Origin of the sequence: Nonomuraea cypriaca, from assembly GCF_015645445.1 — a bacterium.
In the GTDB taxonomy this organism is placed as follows: domain Bacteria; phylum Actinomycetota; class Actinomycetes; order Streptosporangiales; family Streptosporangiaceae; genus Nonomuraea; species Nonomuraea cypriaca.
The window spans coordinates 1-16685 of record NZ_JADOGI010000227.1; the positions used below are offsets into that span (position 1 = coordinate 1).

Annotated in this window: 19 protein-coding genes; 7 read left to right on the forward strand and 12 right to left on the reverse strand. The window is 70.2% G+C overall.

The window, feature by feature from the left end:
* The 4 genes from ITP53_RS44820 to ITP53_RS44835 form a co-directional block, all read right to left on the reverse strand.
* Positions 1–690 (reverse strand): WXG100 family type VII secretion target (locus ITP53_RS44820; RefSeq protein WP_195901575.1); only part of this gene is annotated, 690 nt, incomplete at its 3' end.
* Complete coding sequence (locus tag ITP53_RS44825; RefSeq protein WP_195901576.1) at positions 687–965, reverse strand: hypothetical protein; 279 nt, start codon at positions 963–965, stop codon at positions 687–689. The genes ITP53_RS44825 and ITP53_RS44820, both read right to left, overlap by 4 nt.
* Positions 966–1031: 66 nt before the next feature.
* Positions 1032–2033, reverse strand: coding sequence for an ArsR/SmtB family transcription factor (locus tag ITP53_RS44830; RefSeq protein WP_195901577.1), 1002 nt, complete (start codon positions 2031–2033; stop codon positions 1032–1034).
* 251 nt (positions 2034–2284) lie between these two features.
* Positions 2285–2962, reverse strand: a complete 678-nt coding sequence (locus ITP53_RS44835; protein WP_207757321.1) for a hypothetical protein — start codon at positions 2960–2962, stop codon at positions 2285–2287.
* Positions 2963–3352: 390 nt separating this feature from the next.
* Here ITP53_RS44835 and ITP53_RS44840 point away from each other — a divergent pair, with 390 nt between their 5' ends.
* A complete protein-coding gene (locus ITP53_RS44840) occupies positions 3353–3541 on the forward strand; it encodes a hypothetical protein (protein WP_195901578.1) in 189 nt (62 codons plus the stop codon).
* A 180-nt stretch (positions 3542–3721) separates the two neighbouring features.
* On the opposite strand, the gene ITP53_RS44845 is transcribed toward ITP53_RS44840, so the two are convergent.
* From ITP53_RS44845 to ITP53_RS44855, 3 genes are all read right to left on the reverse strand, one after another.
* Complete coding sequence (locus tag ITP53_RS44845) at positions 3722–4717, reverse strand: endonuclease/exonuclease/phosphatase family protein (protein WP_195901579.1); 996 nt, start codon at positions 4715–4717, stop codon at positions 3722–3724.
* A gap of 172 nt (positions 4718–4889) precedes the next feature.
* Positions 4890–5681: an SAM-dependent methyltransferase gene (locus tag ITP53_RS44850; protein ID WP_195901580.1), complete on the reverse strand. Its 792-nt coding sequence runs from the start codon at positions 5679–5681 to the stop codon at positions 4890–4892.
* Positions 5682–5734: 53 nt separating this feature from the next.
* A complete protein-coding gene (locus ITP53_RS44855; protein WP_207757322.1) occupies positions 5735–6541 on the reverse strand; it encodes a hypothetical protein in 807 nt (268 codons plus the stop codon).
* A gap of 205 nt (positions 6542–6746) precedes the next feature.
* Between ITP53_RS44855 and ITP53_RS44860 the strand changes: the two genes are divergently transcribed.
* Together ITP53_RS44860 and ITP53_RS44865 are read left to right on the forward strand one after the other, a co-directional pair.
* A complete protein-coding gene (locus ITP53_RS44860; protein ID WP_195901581.1) occupies positions 6747–7946 on the forward strand; it encodes a sensor histidine kinase in 1200 nt (399 codons plus the stop codon).
* Positions 7943–8617 (forward strand): response regulator, encoded by a 675-nt coding sequence (locus tag ITP53_RS44865; RefSeq protein WP_195901582.1) that lies wholly within the window; start codon positions 7943–7945, stop codon positions 8615–8617. The genes ITP53_RS44860 and ITP53_RS44865 overlap by 4 nt, the downstream gene beginning before the upstream one ends.
* A 44-nt stretch (positions 8618–8661) precedes the next feature.
* Here the strand turns inward: ITP53_RS44865 and ITP53_RS44870 are convergent, their stop codons facing one another.
* Positions 8662–9690 (reverse strand): aldo/keto reductase, encoded by a 1029-nt coding sequence (locus ITP53_RS44870; RefSeq protein WP_195901583.1) that lies wholly within the window; start codon positions 9688–9690, stop codon positions 8662–8664.
* 85 nt (positions 9691–9775) lie between these two features.
* Between ITP53_RS44870 and ITP53_RS44875 the strand changes: the two genes are divergently transcribed.
* A complete protein-coding gene (locus ITP53_RS44875; RefSeq protein WP_195901584.1) occupies positions 9776–10360 on the forward strand; it encodes a TetR/AcrR family transcriptional regulator in 585 nt (194 codons plus the stop codon).
* 219 nt (positions 10361–10579) lie between these two features.
* Positions 10580–11245: a lytic polysaccharide monooxygenase auxiliary activity family 9 protein gene (locus ITP53_RS44880; RefSeq protein WP_195901585.1), complete on the forward strand. Its 666-nt coding sequence runs from the start codon at positions 10580–10582 to the stop codon at positions 11243–11245.
* A gap of 76 nt (positions 11246–11321) precedes the next feature.
* On the opposite strand, the gene ITP53_RS44885 is transcribed toward ITP53_RS44880, so the two are convergent.
* On the reverse strand, positions 11322–12485 hold the full coding sequence (locus ITP53_RS44885) for an acyl-CoA dehydrogenase family protein (RefSeq protein ID WP_195901586.1): 1164 nt from the start codon (positions 12483–12485) through the stop codon (positions 11322–11324).
* A 140-nt stretch (positions 12486–12625) separates the two neighbouring features.
* Between ITP53_RS44885 and ITP53_RS44890 the strand changes: the two genes are divergently transcribed.
* Both ITP53_RS44890 and ITP53_RS44895 read left to right on the forward strand, forming a co-directional pair.
* Positions 12626–13828, forward strand: coding sequence for a CaiB/BaiF CoA transferase family protein (locus ITP53_RS44890; protein WP_328817827.1), 1203 nt, complete (start codon positions 12626–12628; stop codon positions 13826–13828).
* A complete protein-coding gene (locus tag ITP53_RS44895; RefSeq protein ID WP_195901588.1) occupies positions 13825–14505 on the forward strand; it encodes a GntR family transcriptional regulator in 681 nt (226 codons plus the stop codon). The genes ITP53_RS44890 and ITP53_RS44895 overlap by 4 nt, the downstream gene beginning before the upstream one ends.
* Before the next feature lie 131 nt (positions 14506–14636).
* Here the strand turns inward: ITP53_RS44895 and ITP53_RS44900 are convergent, their stop codons facing one another.
* The 3 genes from ITP53_RS44900 to ITP53_RS56495 form a co-directional block, all read right to left on the reverse strand.
* On the reverse strand, positions 14637–15095 hold the full coding sequence (locus tag ITP53_RS44900) for a lyase family protein (RefSeq protein WP_195901589.1): 459 nt from the start codon (positions 15093–15095) through the stop codon (positions 14637–14639).
* A complete protein-coding gene (maeA, locus tag ITP53_RS44905) occupies positions 15053–16327 on the reverse strand; it encodes an oxaloacetate-decarboxylating malate dehydrogenase (protein ID WP_195901590.1) in 1275 nt (424 codons plus the stop codon). Before maeA ends, ITP53_RS44900 begins: the two co-directional genes overlap by 43 nt.
* A gap of 116 nt (positions 16328–16443) precedes the next feature.
* Positions 16444–16685 (reverse strand): hypothetical protein (locus ITP53_RS56495; protein ID WP_207757323.1); only part of this gene is annotated, 242 nt, incomplete at its 5' end.

Sequence of the window (16685 nt, forward strand, 5' to 3'; positions counted from 1 at the left end):
GGGGCCGTACCCGCCGAAGCCTCCTGAGGAGGAGGTGGCCGCGGCGAGGGTGGCCGAGCCTCCGTCCTGCTGTTCCTGCTGTTCGGGAGACCAGCCGAGGGGCCGGCCTGAGCCGGGCGTGAACGGCTGGTCGTCCGGCTCGGGCAGCTCGGCGGCCACGTCCGGGATCGTGCCGAGCGCGCTCTCGATCCCGCCCGCGGCGCCGGACAGGGCCGAGCCGGTGTCCGTGACCAGCCGGCCCAGCGCGCCCCGGGCCTCGTCCAGGGCCGGTCGCATGCTCTGCGCGACCTGCTCGTCGGTGGGCGGCGGGTGCGCGGCGCGCAGCTCGTACGCGGCTGCGGCGTACCCCTGGCAGATCTCCAGGGCCTGCGACTCCGCCGCGCGCAGCGCCTCGGCGGCGGTGTCGAGGTGGCCCGCGCACTCCCGCCACGCCTGCTGCAGCCGGTCGCCGCAGCGCGTCGCCCGGTCCATGTAGCCGGCGAACGCCTCGGCGCTGTCACCCCGCCAGGCCTCGCCCACGTCGGCGGCGGCCGTGCGGACCGCGTCCGTGTGCTGCTGCCCGGTCCCGGCCGCCGTACGCCAATCCGCCGCCGCCGCGCTGATCGCGCCCGGGTCGCCGATCACCTGGGCGGCCAGGTCCGCCAGCTCCGCGCCGCCCGGCACGGACCTGACCTCGTCGAGCGCGCTCACCGCCGCACCGCGCTCCCGTCGGCGGCGGTGACCGTGCGCTCGACCGCGTCGAGGGCACGGTCTACCCCTTCGAGACGGCTGCCGAGCGTCTTTGCGGCCGTGCCGGAGACGCGGGCCAGGTTCGCCGCCGCGGCGGCCATGGCGGCGGAGCCGGACACGTTCCCGAAGGCCGCCGCGTCCGGCGTCCGGCCCGCGAGCCCGGCGAACGCGCCGGAGGCCGACTTCGCCGTCGCGGCGCAGCCGCTCAGCGCGTCCCGGTGGAACTCGAGCATCACGCTGCGCCCCCTTCCTCGCTCAGCGGACCACGGTGGAACTCGAGCACCAGCGTTCTCCCTTCTCAGTCAGCGCCGGAAGAGCTCCAGCAGTTCTTCCGCCCGGTGGGTGCGGGCGATCCACACCTCGCGGCCGCGGCGCTCCCGCGTGATGAGCCGCCCGGCGCGCAGCCGGTCGCAGTGGTACGTCAGGCCGCTGGGCGCGATCTGCATGCCGGTGGCCAGCATGGACATCGTCATGGGCTGGTCGAGCGCGCACAGCAGGTCCGCGCGGACCGGGCCGACCAGCGCGGACAGCTCGTCGACGGCGGGCGCCACCGGCCGGCGCCACAGCGAGTCCGCGCCTGGCACGGGATAGGCGATCCACACCGCCTCCGGGTGGTCCAGGCTGACGATCAGTGCGTCCTTGCCGGCCAGCATCGGCACGAGCACGATCCTGCGGTCGCCGAGCTCGTACGTGCTGGATTCGAGGTCGGAGATGAGCAGGCCGCGCTCGCCGTACGTGATGCGGTTGCTCAGCGCGCCGAGCAGCAGCTCGGGGCCGCCGCGGACACTGCCGACGCCGACCCGCTCGATCTCCCTGTCGAGCAGCGCCCTGGCCCGTTTCCACAGGGGCTCGGTGGTGTTCCAGACGTCGTTGAGCGCGCCGGCGTACCCGCGCAGCCAGCGGGCGGGCCGCTCGGCGGCCGACCGCCAGTGGGCAGGCAGCGGCCCGGGACCGAACGCCTGCTCCAGGTCCTTGATCAGATCGTCGGGCGGGATGTCGTGCAGGGCGCTGATCTGCGCCTGCACGGAGACGTCGCCGCCGATGGGCGCGCGCGGCACCAGGCTGTCCGGCATGACCGAGTAGCCGGGCGCCGCCAGCGGGCGTACGGACTCGTGGCCCGGCCGGCCGACGCGCGAGCTGATCGCCCGGCGCCAGAGCTCCGGCAGGCCGCGACGGCGGCCTGCGAGGGCGTCGGCGATCATGGCCAGGGCGGTCAGGTTGGGCGAGATGGAGATGTAGAGCTGCGGTGTGGAGCTCACGCGCAGCTCGCTCCACACGGTGTTCGTTGTTACGGGGGCCCCCACGGGTAGGACTGTAAACAGAGATCGCATCGCCGGAGGAATGCTTCAACGATGCTCGAAACATCCGTAAGGTCGGATGTATCGCGGCCCTAGGTGATGCGGACGCTAGGGGCTCCGTGGGCTTCCGTCCGCACTGGGGTCAACTCCATGACATGTCCTTTATGTGGTGTTGTGCTGTGGTTGCTCCAGAAGCTATGCCCCTCCACTAACAATTGACTTAAATCGCCCTTACAGGTCGCTTGACTACCGAGCGGTCACTTCCGCCACAGGAGTGGGCTCTCGCGGTAGTCGTCAGAGTCGAACTTCACGCCGACGATCTCCACTTCGGTGCGCGCCCCCGTCAGCCTGCAGGTCTCGAAACTGGCTCCGACCTGGGTGAAGTCTCTGGGGGCGGTCTCGCGCTCGCAGCCGGGCATGGTCCCGGTCAGCACCGCGCCGGTGCCACCGCCGTCCGCGGTCACCACCGACAGGACCGGCCCGGACGAGTACGAGTGATCGGTGCCGTCGACGTTCTCGACGGTGTAGCGGATGTAATGCGGCGTGATGCCCTTCGCCTGCCGGCCGCGCTCCCGCACCAGTGCCGCCGGGTCGCCGGCCTCGATGGCGGTGACCGTGATGCCGACGGGGCCCTTCCGGTCCGGGACCACGGCCCGCTGGCCGACTCTGAGCTTGGTCCCGGGGGCGGTGAGCTTCGAGGCGGCAGGCTTGGTCTCGGCCTGCCCGCTCTCCTCCTGCGCGCTCTCCTCCGGCCCGGCCTCCTCCTGCGCGCTCTCCTCGGGTGCGGCCTCCCCGGGTGCGGTGGCGGCCTGTGCCGGCGGTGCCGGCTCTGTGGCCGGCCGCAGGTCGCCGCACGCGGACAGCGCGATGACAGCCGCTCCCAGAACTCCCATCAGCGTGCCGCGCGTGGCCGTCGATCCTTGGGTCATGAACATGACAAGCGATCTTGGGCCACAGCGCGGTCCCGAGTCGATGGCACAGAGTCCACGATTGCTTAACCAGGAGTACACGGGTGGCTCAACGCGGGGGCGACTCTCGGCGGTGCCTCAACGGTCGCCTGTTCGTCGTCGGCCACCGCCGCCGCTTTGTCACCCTGGACGGTGGTTCGCCGGCTCGGCTGGACAGGCGTACTTACACCCAGGTCAAAAGATCGATGTCCGTGAGTTGGATTTACCATCCAGGCGGCTTGCCGAGCCGATGATCCTTCGTCGGAAGGGGTGGCCGACCGGGCCTCCGGGGTGGAAGGCTTCCCGCAACGCCTCGGTCCTCCTGTGAACGGATGGCCGGGGTGGAACCTCCGCAGTGTCAACTGGAAGGAGTGCGGCATGACGCAAGACGCCGGCCGCGTCGCGGTGCAGCGGGTCAACGACCACGTCGAGGTCGTTCACGTCGACAATCCCGATGCGGTGCTGGAAGTCCCCCGCCGGGACTGGGAGACCTTCACCACGGCGGTCAAGTCGGGCGCGTTCGATCTGGAGACGCTCAAGAGAGGGGTGGAGGAGAGCGTGACCTGACCTTCCCGCAGGCACGCTGAGAGGCGCCCGCTCCAAGCGCAGAGGAGCGGGCGCCTCCTTCTTGACTTCGTACTACAGGCCGCTTCACGAGACCTGGCCCGTCCGTGGGCGCTTCGCGTGCTCCCACGCCGCCCGGTCCAGCCTTCGCGACCATCGCGTCACCGCCCGTGAACCGGCTCTTCAGGGAAGGCGGAGTTCGGCGAACACCCCGCGGTGGTCGGTTCTGGGCACGTCCACCACCTCGACCCGCCGCACGCCCACCCGGCGGTCGGCCAGGATGTGGTCGATGGCGATCACGGGCGGGATCGGGCGGAAGTTCGGCCAGGTCGGGACCAGGCCCTTGCCCACCTGGTCGGCCGCGTCCACGTAGCCGCGGTCGAGCAGCTCGCGCATGGCGCGGTGGTCGATGCTGGCGTTGAAGTCGCCGGCCAGCACCCGGATCGCCGACTCGGACGCCGGGGGCAGGGCGCGCAGGGCGGCGTACCACTCCTCGGCCATGCGGCCGAGCGGCGGGTTGGGGTGGACGGCCACGATCTCGACCTTGCCGCCGCCCGGTGTCCACAGGGTCGCGGCGGGCATGTTGTGGCCGATCGGCGTGAACAGGCCCTCCAGCGCCGTCACCGGGTGCTTGGCGAAGATCCCGCTCCCGGTGGCGCCGAACTCGGGCTCCAGCACCCGGTACGGCAGGAGCTGCTTCAACCCGGCCGCGTCCAGCCGCTCGACCGCGGCGGGGGTGAGCTCCAGGGCGCTGAACACCTCGACGTCGTACGTACGCACCAGGTCCACCACCGTCTGGGCGTCGCCCCTGCCGAACAGGTTGACCGTCAGCACCCGCAGCGGCGCGCCGTTCGCCGCCGGATGCTCCGCGCTGACCAGCCGCGGCACCAGGCAGGCGGCCATCGCCACGCACGCGACCCCCGCGACGATCGCGGCCGGGCGGTTGCGCCGCACCAGCAGGAGCGCGGTCAGCGCCGCGAGGCCCGCGCCGTACGGGGTCACGGTCATGAGCTGGGTGAGGAACGAGCCGTCCTCCAGACCGCCGACCCTGATGACCGCCCAGAGGGCAAGCAGCGTGACGATCGTCCAGGACAGCCATCGCCTGCGTCGTCGCTCCCGTCGCTTCGAGGCCGGCTGCTCATCCGCCGCGGCCTGCTCGGTCCCGACCGTTGTGGTCACTGCGCCGTCCTGTCCCCGAAACGATGTACCACTTGAACTTTAAACGGCATCTGAACGAGGCGGCGCGATCAAGATCGGCCGCTCTCATCCGCCGTCGTCACGCCGGTTGGGCGACGCCCGGTTGGGCGACGCCGGTTGGGTGGCGCTTGCTGGACTGCCGGGCGCGACGCGCTCAGCGCTTGCGGCCCACTCCGGCGTACATCCAGGTCGCCCCCTCCGAGAAGAGGGGAGTGTCGCGCCACTCGGACACCGCCACCAGACCGGGATCGATCAGGTCGAACCCGTCGAAGTAGCGGGCGATCTGCTCGCCGGTTCGCGGCGTGCGGTGCATCGCCTGGCTCTGGGTGGCCGCCAGGTACTCGTCGGCCGTCTTCTTGGGCAGGAAGTCGAGCGTCAGATGGCTCAGCACCAGGTAACTGCCCTCGGGCAGGACCTCCGCGAACGTCTTGACCAGCCGGGCCGGGTCGTCCTCGTCGGAGATGTGCATGAGGACCGCCACCATCACGAGCGCGATGGGCTGGTCGAAGTCGAGGGCGGCGAGCACGTCGGGGTGGTCCAGGACGCTGCGCGGCTCGCGTACGTCGGCCTCGATGTAGGCCGTCTTCCCCTCGTCCGTGCTGGTCAGCAGGGCCCTGGCGTGGGTCATCACGATGGGGTCGTCGTCGACGTACACCACTCGCGACTCGGGGGCCTCCGCCTGCGCTATCTCGTGCGTGTTGCCCTGACTGGGGATGCCGGTGCCCAGGTCGAGGAACTGCCTGATGCCGAGCTGGGACAGGTGCCGCACGGCCCGGCCGAGGAATGCCCGGTTGTTCCTGGCGCTCTCCCGCACCCCCGGCACCGCCGCCATGGTCTGCTCGGCCACCCGGCGATCGGCTTCGAAGTTGTCCTTGCCGCCCAGCCAGTAGTCGTACACGCGGGCCGAGTGCGGGATGTTCGGGTTGATCCCCTGCGCTGCGCTCACGTTCCCGATCTTAAGACATCAAGTCCTAATAAATCGGGGCATTGTCATCCGTGTCATCCCTTCGGGGCGTATACGGTGCCCAGCGCGAGTCCGGCGATGATGACCACGAGCCAGATCAGGGCGCGGCTGCTCGGCCGGGGGCCGCCGCGCAGCATGCTGATACCGAGGGGGACGAACGCGACGCAGAGGCCACCGGTGGCGATGATCGACTGGGGAATCTGGGTGCCCTTGAGTGTGCCGAGCGCCAGCATCGACATCAGAGCGAGAGCCACCGAGCGTCCGGCACCCAGCGCGCCGGAGCGGTAGGCGCCGATGGCGAGCACGGCCCAGCCGAAGAAGGCCGTGCCGGAGAGCGTCCTGAACGGGTGCCACACCGTCTCTCGCCAGGCGAGATAGTAGCCGTCGATGGCGTCGATCATCGCCTGCAGGCCCTGGCTGTCGGTCAGGTGAAAGGCCAGGTGGTCGGTGCCGAACTGGAAGGTGCGCGTGAACAGCCCGGCGATCACCAGGCAACCGCCCCAGATCCCCCACAGCGGTTCGGTGGCCGCGATCCGCTGCGCCAACGCCATGACGGCAGCGCACAGCACGATGTTGCCGCAGGCGAAGCAGGCGTAGGCGGCGGTGATGAGCGTGGGGTGGCTGGCGTACGCCGCGAGTTGGTCGGGGAAGAAGAAGTGAAACCGGACGCGCAGGAGGACCCCGGTCAGAAGCAGGACGGGGCCGCAGACCAGCGCGACCGCGCTCACCCAGTGTCCCGGGAACCGGGCTTGTTCGCGCTGGTCGGCGACGGCGACGGCGTTGGCCGCGCGCCGCTCCGCACCGACCCGCCGCCACCGTTGGACTCGTTGGGTGATGTGCATCGGTTCCGCCTTTTCTGTGGTCGCCGTCGCGTCCGGACGGTGTGCCGGACGCAGAAGCATGGTGACGGTCGTCGCCGCTCGGGCGCGTCGGGCTGTGGTCGTAGGTTCGGCGTCCAGGTGAGCGGCAGGTACGACCAGGGGCAGAGGAAGACCCTCCGACCGTGGGCTGATGCCTGATGGGCCGGCGGCGCGATAGGTTCCCCGCATGAACTGGGCGGGGTGGCGGTTCGGCGGAGGGGTCGTGGACGCGGCGGTGGCGGTGGTCGTGGCGCTGCTCGCCGGATACGCGATCGTCGATCCTCCGGGGCCGTCGTCATGGTGGCCCGCCTGGTCGGCCTGGCCCGTCGCGGCACTTGTGAGCTTCCCGATCGCCGCCCGGCGGCGCCGGCCGTGGCTCATGCTCGGTGTGGCGGGTACCGCGGCAGTGCTGGCCACCGTGGCCGGCGCCGTCGCGGCGGGTGCCATCTGGGTGACGTTCGTCCCGACCGTGCTCGTGCTCTACCTGGTCGCCTCCACCACCGCGGCCGGCCGGTCGCTGGTGGGCCTGGCGGCGTGCGTGGCCGGCGCGGTGGCCGCCGTCCTGATCTTCTACGCCCAGGTGCTGCCCATCCTGCCGCCCGCGGCGCGGCGCAGCGAGTTGCCGCCGTACTGGCCGGTGGAGATCGGCGTGATCTGCGTGTTCATGGGCGCCGGATGGGCGGTCGGGGCGGTGGTCCGCTGGAAGCGGGACACCGCCGCCCGCCTCGCCCACCACCTCGCCGAGGCCGCGGTGGCAGACGAGCGCCGGCGCATCGCCAGGGAACTGCACGACGTCATCGGGCACAGCATGGGCCTGATCGCCGTCAAGGCCACCGTCGCCAACCACGTCGCCGACGTACGCCCGCAGGAGGCACGCGCCGCCCTGGCGGTCATCGAACAGACCAGCCAGAGCACCCTCGCCGAGATCCGCCGGATCCTCGGCCTGCTGCGCTCCGATGGCGACCCCCAGGACGCGCTCACGCCCGTGCCGGGTCTGGCGGACCTGCCGGAGCTGGCCGACCGTGCCCGCTCCGCCGGTATCGACGTCGATCTGGCCGTGCGCGGGGATGCCGCGCTACCTCCCGCGGTGGCGCTGTCCGTCTACCGCATCGTGCAGGAGGCCTTGACCAACGTCATCACCCATGCGGGGCCCACCCGCTGCTCGGTCAGGGTGGACGCCGGCGTACGCGATGCCGTGGTCGAGGTCGTCGACGACGGCCCTCGCCGCCGCGAACCGCCGCGCGCGGGCGACGGCGGGCACGGCCTGATCGGCATGCGGGAACGAGCCATGATGTACGGCGGTACATTCGCGGCGGGGCCTCGCCCCGAAGGGGGTTTCCGCGTGTCCGCCCATCTGCCGTACGACCCGATCGGCCGGCCGGCGTGATCGCGCCTGCGCCCGTCCGGGTCCTGCTTGCCGAGGATCAGGTGCTCGTACGCGACAGCTTCAAGGTCCTCATCGACGCCACCCCAGGTCTGGTGACGGTGGGGGAGGCGGGCACCGGCACCGAGGCCGTGTTCCTGGCCCGGCAGCGGCGACCCGACGTCGTCCTCATGGACGTGCGCATGCCCGGCATGGACGGGATCGAAGCGACGAGGCGCATCTGCGCCCATCCCGGCACCGCCGGTGTCCGCGTGCTGATCCTCACCACGTTCGACCTGGACGAATACGTCTACGCGGCGCTGCGGGCCGGCGCGAGCGGCTTCCTCATCAAGAGCGCCACCGCGACCGAACTCCTCGCCGCCATCCGAGTCGTCGCCTCCGGTGAGGCGCTACTCGCGCCCACCGTCACCCGCCGGCTCATCACCGAGTTCGTACGACGTCCCGAACGAGCCCCGGCCGTGCGCGCCCTCGACGGTGTCACCCCGCGCGAGCGTGAGGTGCTCACGCTCATCGGCGGCGGGATGTCCAACGCGGAGATCGCCGAGCACCTTCACCTCACCGTCGGCACGGTCAAGACCCACATCGGTCATCTCCTGACCAAGCTGAACGCTCGTGACCGCGCCCAACTCGTCATCGCCGCCTACGAAGCCGGGCTCGTCACCACTTCACGATGAGGCTCATCTCGCGAGCGCGTGAGCTGCGGGACGGGAAGAAGCGGTCAGGCGGTGAGGAGACGGGGGTTGGCCATGCCGTTGACCGGCTCGACCGCGGGGGTGCGGGAGATCCGTTCCAGGTGGGCGGCCGCCTGCTCGGGGAGTTCGAGAGCGAATCCGGCGAAGTTTCCGTGGAGCTGGTCGAGTGAGCGCGGGCCGATGATCACCGAGGTGACGCCGGGGCGCTGCCGTACCCAGGACAGGGCCACGGCGGCAGGCGTGCTGCCGAGCTCCACGGCGATCTTCCTGACTTCCTCGGCGATGTCCAGGACGCGTTCGCTGACCAGGTCGCCGGCGGCGAGGCGGGCGATCGGGATCGGTGAGGCCATCATCTGCCCGATCCGGGTGTCCGCCGCCGGGGTGGCGTTCTTCGTGTGCCGGCCGTTGAGTGCGCCGCCGCCGAGCGGTGACCAGACGGCGGTGCCGAGCCCGTGACGCCGGCACACGGGGAGGATCTCCGCCTCGATGTTCCGTGCGACGAGCGAGTACTGCGGCTGGAGGCTGACGAAAGGCGTCGTCCCGGCGCGCTGGGCGGCCCACTGCGCCTCGACGATCTGTGAGGCGGTGAAGTTCGAACAGCCGAGATAACGCACCTTTCCCGACCGGACGAACCCGTCCAAGGTCATCATCGTTTCCTCTATCGGCGTGGTGTCGTCCCAGCCGTGGCACTGGTAGAGGTCGATGTAATCGGTGCCGAGCCTGCGCAGGCTGGCTTCCAGGGCTCGGGTCAGGTGCAGCCGCGACAGCCCTCTGTCGTTGGGACCCCGGCCGTGCGGCATGAACCCCTTGGTGGCGATGACCACGCTGTCGCGCCGCCCCTTGACGGCCCGGCCGACGATCTCCTCCGACTGGCCGTCGGCGTAGTTGTCGGCGGTGTCGAGGAAGTTGTGGCCTTCGTCAAGGAAGGCATGGATGACCCTGGCGGCCTCCGTCTCGTCGCTGCCTTCGAAGTACTCCGAACTGCCGAAGTTCATGGTGCCCAGGCAGGCGCGGGAGACCTTGAGCCCCGAACGGCCCAGCGTGACGTATTCCATGAGGCGTCCTCCTCGGTAGAATCGGATCATCTGATCCGGTTTTTACGATACGGATCAGGCGATCCGGTTGTCAATGGGAGCTGCCATGCCTGAAAGCAAGCCCTTGCGCGCCGACGCGCGGCGCAACCGTGTGCGGATCCTGGCGGCCGCGGAGCTCGTGCTGGCCAGGGACGGGTTGTCCGCGTCGGTACGGGAGATCGCCCGCCAGGCGGACGTCGGCATGGCCACCATCTACCGCCAGTTCCCCACCAAGGAGGCGCTCTACGAGGCGATAGTCGTCAGCCGGATACAGGCTTTGGTCGAGGAGTTTCGCGAACTCGCCGTGGCCGATGACGCCGGGGCGGCGTTCTTCCACTTCTTCAGTCGCCTGGTGGAGGAGTCCACGCACAAGAAAATGCTGGCAGACGCCCTCGCCGACGCCGGTATCGACGTCGAAGCCGGCATGGCCGAATTGGCCCAGGAGATGGCGCGCGTGATCGAGCCGCTGCTGACCCGCGCCCAGCGGGCCGGGGTGATACGCGAGGATCTCGCCATGGCCGAGCTCATGGCGTTGCTGACCGCCGCCTGCCTGGCCGCGGAGCGCAACCGGTGGGACGACGCCTGGCGCACCCGCGTCCTGGGCCTCATGTTCGACGGCCTGCGTGCCTCAAATCACCATTCGCATAAGTGATCCGGTTTTCGGGGGCGGCGGTTGAAAGTTTCACCCGATCATAGGCCGGTAAAGGAAGCCTTTTCTGCTGCTCAATCGGGTCGCCGGCCAGCGGGCGCGGAGTAAGTGAAAGGCGTTGACAAGGGTCGTCATTTGAAGGGCTTTATGTAGTCAGATAGCGTCGCCTCGGCGGAGCGCTCCCCATTGACCGGACCCCGACCGGAACACGGAGACCGCACAATGTCCCAAGCCGGATCACCCCACTGGGCCCTGCGTACCCTGGCCCTGCTGATGTCCATGGCGATGATCTTCGCCGTCCCGCTGGCCGACACCGCCTCGGCGCACGGCTCGGTCGTCGACCCCGCCTCCCGCAACTACGGCTGCTGGCAGCGCTGGGGCAGCGACTTCCAGAACCCCGCCATGCAGCAGCAGGACCCGATGTGCTGGCAGGCCTGGCAGGACAACCCGAACGCGATGTGGAACTGGAACGGCCTCTACCGCAACGAAGTCGGCGGCAACCACCAGGCGGCCGTCCCCAACGGCCAACTCTGCAGCGGCGGCCTGGCCGAAGGCGCCCGCTACCGCTCCATGGACACGGCCGGCGCGTGGAGGATGACGAACCTCGGCAGTACGTTCAACATACGCCTCGACGACCAGGCCAGCCACGGTGCCGACTACATCAGGGTCTACATCACCCGCCAGGGCTACAACGCCACCACCACGCCCCTCGGCTGGAACCACCTGGAGCTCGTCCGCGAAACCCCAAGGTACGCCCCCAGTCAGACGTACATGATCAACAGCATCAACAAGGGCTCGCGCACCGGCCGCCACGTCATCTACACGGTCTGGAAAGCCTCGCACATGGACCAGACGTACTACATCTGTAGTGACGTCAACTTCACCTGACCGCGACCGCACCGCCACGCCCTGCCTGGCGCATCAGGCGCCCGGCGGGGCGTGTGGCGTTCGCGGCCCTTCCGGATCAGTGGAATGCGGCGATGCCGGTGAGCGCCTTGCCCACGACCAGTGAGTGGATCTCCGAGGTGCCCTCGTAGGTCAGCACGGACTCCAGGTTGACCGCGTGCCTGATCACCGGGTACTCGAGGGTGATGCCGCTCGCGCCGAGCAGCGTGCGGCACTTCCTGGCGATCTCCAGGGCCTCGCGCACGTTGTTCAGCTTGCCGACGCTCACCTGCTCGGGGGTGATCGTCCCGGCCTCCTTCAGCCTCCCCAGGTGCACCGCGAGCAGCAGCCCCTTGCCCAGCTCCAGCGTCATGTCCGCGAGCTTCTCCTGAGTGAGCTGGTACGACGCCAGCGGCCGGGCGAACACCTCGCGCTCGGCCACGTACGCGAGGGTCGTCTCCAGGCAGTCGAGCGCCGCCCCCATCGCCCCGAACACGATCCCGAACCGCGCCTCGTTCAGGCAGCCGAGCGGCCCGGACAGGCCCCTGGCGCCGGGCAGCATGGCATCGGCGGGCAGCCGTACGCCGTCGAGCACCAGCTCGCTCGTCACGCTCGCGCGCAGCGAGATCTTGTGCTTGATGTCGTTGACGGTGAACCCCTGGGTGCCGGCTGGGACCAGGAAGCCCCTGACCCCCTCGTCCGTACGCGCCCAGACCACGGCCACGTCCGACACCGAACCGTTCGTGATCCACATCTTGGTGCCGTTCAGCACCCAGTCGCCGCCCTCGCGCTTGGCGGTGGTACGCATGCCGCCCGGGTCGGAGCCGAAGTCCGGCTCGGTGAGGCCGAAGCAGCCGATGCGCTCGCCGGTCGCCATCGCGGGCAGCCACTCCTGCTTCTGCTCCTCGCTGCCGTACTTCCAGATCGCGTACATCGCCAGCGAACCCTGCACCGACACCAGACTGCGCAGCCCGGAGTCGGCCCCCTCCAGCTCCAGACAGGCCAGCCCGTACGAGACCGCGCCCATGCCGGCGCAGCCGTAGCCGTCGAGGTGCATGCCGAGGACGCCGACCGCGCCGAGCGTGCGGGCCAGCTCGCGCGCGGGCAGTTCGCCGGCCTCGAACCAGCCTGCGAGGTGCGGCCGGATCTCCCGGTCGCACATGCGCCTGACCGTGCTCCTGATCTCCCGCTCTTCCTCGCTCAGCAGCGTGTCCAGGGCGAACAGCGCGGTCGGTGCGGTCATCTCGAGAATCCCTCCGATTTTGGATCCAATATTGAAAATCCAATATGTCACAGTTAGAGTGCGTTGCCCATGGACGTTCTGAACCTCATCAGGGTCGCGAAGCTCCCACTCGGCCCGCTCGCGGCGCTCGGGGCCGGCGCGTGAGCGGAGCGCTGTCCGGGCTGCTGGTGGCCGACTTCAGCCGGGTACTCGCCGGGCCCTACGCCACGATGTTGCTGGCCGACCTGGGGGCGGAGGTGGTCAAGGTGGAGCGGCCAGGCATCGGTGACGACACCCGGGCCTGGGGGCCGCCGTACGCGGGGGGTGAGGCCACGTACTTCCTCGGGGTCAACCGCAACAAGCGCTCGATCGCACTCGACCTGCGCGAGGACGTGGAGGTCGCGCGGGCCCTGGCCGCGCGGGCCGACGTACTCGTCGAGAACTTCCGGCCCGGCACCATGGACAGGCTCGGGCTCGGGTACGAGGCGCTGCGGGAGCTCAACCCCGGCCTGGTGTACTGCTCGATCACCGGCTTCGGGACGGGGGAAGGGGCCGGTCTGTCCGGATACGACCTGATCGCGCAGGCCGTCGGTGGGCTCATGAGCGTCACCGGCGAGCCCGGCGGATCCGGCACCAAGGCGGGCGTCGCACTGGTGGACGTCATCACGGGCCTCCACGCGGCCCTCGGCATCCTCGCCGCCCTACACCACCGCGACCAAACCGGCCAGGGCACCCGCGTCGGAAACGAGCCCGCGTGGGACGGTGGCGAGCGGGTCCCGGGGGCCGGGGAGCCGGTTTCCGCCGGTGGTGGGCAGCGGGTGGAGGTGTCGTTGTTGTCGTCGTTGCTGTCGGCGCTGACCAACCATGCCTCCGCGTACGCCGCCGGCGGCGTGGTGCCGAGCGCGATGGGCAACCGGCATCCGAGCATCGTCCCGTACGAGGTGTTCGAGGCCGCCGACCGCCCGCTGGTGATCGCGGCCGGCAACGACCGCCAGTTCCGCGCCCTGTGCGCGATGCTGGAACACCCGGACCTGGCCGGGGACGCCAGGTACGCCACCAACGCCGGCCGGGTGGCCGCCCGCGACGAGCTCATCACGGAGCTGAACGCCACGCTCGCGGGGCGTACGGCGGACGAGTGGTTCGCCCTGCTCACCCCGGCGGGAGTGCCCTGCGGCCCGATCAACGACCTGGCCGCCGCCTTCTCGCTCGCCGCGGACCTGGGCCTGGAGCCCGCCATAGAGCTCGACGGGGTCGGGCAGGTCGCCAACCCGATCCGCCTCAGCGCCACCCCGCCCTCCTACCGCCGCCCGCCGCCCGCGCTCGGACAGGACGAAGCGTGGGTTCGTGAGATATTGGGCCCATGAGTCCGCCCGTGAGCCCGGACGAGGCGCGACGCAGGCCCCCGACGGCCCAGCAGTTCGTGCTGGCCGAGTTGCGCCGCGCCATCACCACCGGCCGCCTGCGCCCCGGCGCCCCGATCCGGCAGGACGCGCTGGCCGAGGAGCTCCAGGTCAGCCGCGTCCCGCTGCGCGAGGCGCTCAAGACCCTCCAGGGTGAGGGCCTGGTCACGTACGAGGCTCACCGGGGCTACTTCGTCGAGACGCTCTCCCTCGACGACCTGCGCGAGGTCTACCGCATCCGCGAGCTGCTGGAGGACGAGGCCGTCCGCCGGGCGGTGGCCCGCCTCGCCGACGCCGACCTCGACCGGCTGGAGACCGTCCAGGAGGAGGTCGAGCGGGCCGCCGCGGCGGGCGACGTGCTCGCCATGGCCACCGCCAACCGGCGCTTCCACATGACGCTGTTCGACTGCGCGGGCATGCCGCGCCTGGTCCGGCTGATCAGGACGTTGTGGGACTCGACCGACGCCTACCGCTCGATGTACTACGGCGACGCCGGCAACCGCGAGCGCGTCGTCAAGGAGCACCGCGCCACCCTGGACGCGCTCCGCCGCCGTGCCGCCGGCGAGGCCGTGACCACCCTCAACGTCCACCGCGCCCACGCGGTCGCCGACCTGGAGCCGCTGCTCGGCCCGACCTCATGAACCGCGCGTACGGAGATACGTCCGGCCACCGGATCGCGATGGGTCCACCCCGGTCCCGCAGCCACCATGCGGAGCGTCGGACAGGGCGAAGTTCTTGTGGGCTCTCGATGCCATGCCAGGGCCCAACACGCTCAGCGTCGGGTGCCGCCGTCCAGGGTGGGCACCCCAGGCTTGGTGAGGCTTTCGGGTTCGACGATCCTGTCGTAGAGGTCCTCTGAGACCCCGCATTCGAGTGCGGCGTCCTTGAGCGGGAGGTTGTTGTCCAGCGCATGGTGGGCGATGCGCGCGGCTTGGTCGTAGCCCACGACGGGGCTGAGCGCGGTCACCATCATGATCGAATGGTCGATGTTGTGGTGCAGCCTTCCGGTGTTGAGCTTGGCCCCTTCGACGAGGTAGGCGCGGAAGTGATCCATCATGTCGGCCAGGATGCGCGCCGAGTGCAGGACGTTCTTGATGATGACCGGGCGGAAGGCGTTCAGCTCGAAGTTGCCCTCGGCGCCGGCCATCGAGACGGCGGTGTCGTTGCCGGCCACCTGGATGACGACCATCAGCATGGCCTCGGCCTGGGTGGGGTTGACCTTGCCCGGCATGATCGACGAACCGGGCTCGAGGTGCCCAGCAGCATGGTCGGTTTGACGCGCTCGACGACCTCGGCCAGCGAGATGCCGTGCTCGTCGCGGGCCCAGCCGGCGATCTCGTCTCGCGGGCGAGCGTAAGGCTGCTGGTAATCGCGCAGATCCGGCATGTCGTCGACCAGGAGGCCCTGCTTGTCGATCGGCCAGATCCGCCGGGTCGCGGTGTCGCGGTCCAGGTCGTCGCGGACCATCGCATCGCGCAGCTGGTCGGCGATGCCGGTCCCGGCGGTGCCCGCGCCGAAGATGACGATCCGCTGCTCGCGCATCGGCGTGCCGGACACCCGGACGGCGCTGAGCATGGCGGCCAGCACGATGGCGCCGGTGCCCTGCATGTCGTCGTTGAAGGTGCAGATCCGGCCGGTGTACTTCTCCAGGATCCGGCGGGCGTTGGACGGGCCGAAGTCCTCCCAGTGCAGCAGGGCACCGGGGAACATCCGGGTGGCCGTGGTGACGTAGGCGTCGATGAAGTCGTCGTAGCGCTGCCCGCGTACCCGCGCGTGCCGGTTGCCGACGTAGGCAGGGTCGTTCAGCAACGCCTCGTTGTCGGTGCCCACGTCCAGGGCGACCGGGATGACCCGGCCGGGGTCGATGCCCGCGGCGGCGGTGTAGACGGCCAGCTTGCCGGTCGCGATGCCGATGCCGCCGCCCACTCCCCAGTCGCCGATGCCCAGGATCTCCTCGGCGTCGGAGGCCACGATCAGGTCGACCTCGTCCGGGCCCAGCCCGACATTCTTGAAGGCCCGCTCGATCCCGGCGACATCGTCGATGGACAGGTACACGCCCCTGGGGCGGCGGTACTCGTGGCTGTAGGTCTTGATCGCCTCGGAGACGGTCGGGTCGTACACGATGGGCAGCATCTCCCGCAGATGATCACCCAGTAGGCGGTAGTAAAGCACCTCGTTGCGGTCCCGCAGCGCCTCCAGGTAGACGTTCTTGAGCAGGTCGCTCGGCTGCGCCCGTACCTGCACGTACATCCGCCGCACCTGCTCATCCAGCGACTCCACCGCCGGCGGAAGCAGACCTTCGAGCCCAAGTTCGGCCCGCTCCTGCGGCGAGAACGCCGTGCCCTTGTTCAGCAGCGGCTCCTGCAGCACCGCCTGGCCCCGCAGGGACGTTACGTAACTCCCGTCCGGCTGCTCGGCGAACATGAAGCTCACCAGATCCGGCTTCCTCTTCCCCGGTGACATCGTCGTCAATCCCCCTCGAGCAGACCGCCCAAGCACCCGGCGCCAGGTCACGGCGAAACACACCCTTACAAAGGCTGCCCCGGCCAGGGACATGGACACTGAGCCGCGCCTCACAACTACCCAAATCCAGACAAACGTAGGGAAAGGCCGCTCCAGCGCGCCCCAACTCCCGAAGCGACGGCGAGCCACAAGGTAGGGACCTGCGCGCAGCGGTTGCCACGGGCGGCGAGCGTGGCGTAGGTGGTGGCGATCGTGACCGGATCGACCTCGTTTGTGCCCAGCGCGAATATCTCGTATTCCCGGAGCGGCGTCCCGGGCCCGGAGCGGGTCTGGAGGGCGGCCCGGAGCGGGTCCGGGG

Bases quoted from the DNA above. Each gene is read 5' to 3' on its own strand.
- ITP53_RS44835 (WP_207757321.1), bottom strand. From the start codon at position 2,962: ATGTTCATGACCCAAGGATCGACGGCCACGCGCGGCACGCTGATGGGA.
- ITP53_RS44880 (WP_195901585.1), top strand. From the start codon at position 10,580: ATGTCCCAAGCCGGATCACCCCACTGGGCCCTGCGTACCCTGGCCCTG.
- ITP53_RS44900 (WP_195901589.1), bottom strand. From the start codon at position 15,095: ATGCCGGGCAAGGTCAACCCCACCCAGGCCGAGGCCATGCTGATGGTC.
- maeA (WP_195901590.1), bottom strand. From the start codon at position 16,327: ATGTCACCGGGGAAGAGGAAGCCGGATCTGGTGAGCTTCATGTTCGCC.
- ITP53_RS44855 (WP_207757322.1), bottom strand. From the start codon at position 6,541: ATGCACATCACCCAACGAGTCCAACGGTGGCGGCGGGTCGGTGCGGAG.
- ITP53_RS44840 (WP_195901578.1), top strand. From the start codon at position 3,353: ATGACGCAAGACGCCGGCCGCGTCGCGGTGCAGCGGGTCAACGACCAC.
- ITP53_RS44895 (WP_195901588.1), top strand. From the start codon at position 13,825: ATGAGTCCGCCCGTGAGCCCGGACGAGGCGCGACGCAGGCCCCCGACG.
- ITP53_RS44860 (WP_195901581.1), top strand. From the start codon at position 6,747: ATGAACTGGGCGGGGTGGCGGTTCGGCGGAGGGGTCGTGGACGCGGCG.
- ITP53_RS44875 (WP_195901584.1), top strand. From the start codon at position 9,776: ATGCCTGAAAGCAAGCCCTTGCGCGCCGACGCGCGGCGCAACCGTGTG.
- ITP53_RS44885 (WP_195901586.1), bottom strand. From the start codon at position 12,485: ATGACCGCACCGACCGCGCTGTTCGCCCTGGACACGCTGCTGAGCGAG.
- ITP53_RS44870 (WP_195901583.1), bottom strand. From the start codon at position 9,690: ATGGAATACGTCACGCTGGGCCGTTCGGGGCTCAAGGTCTCCCGCGCC.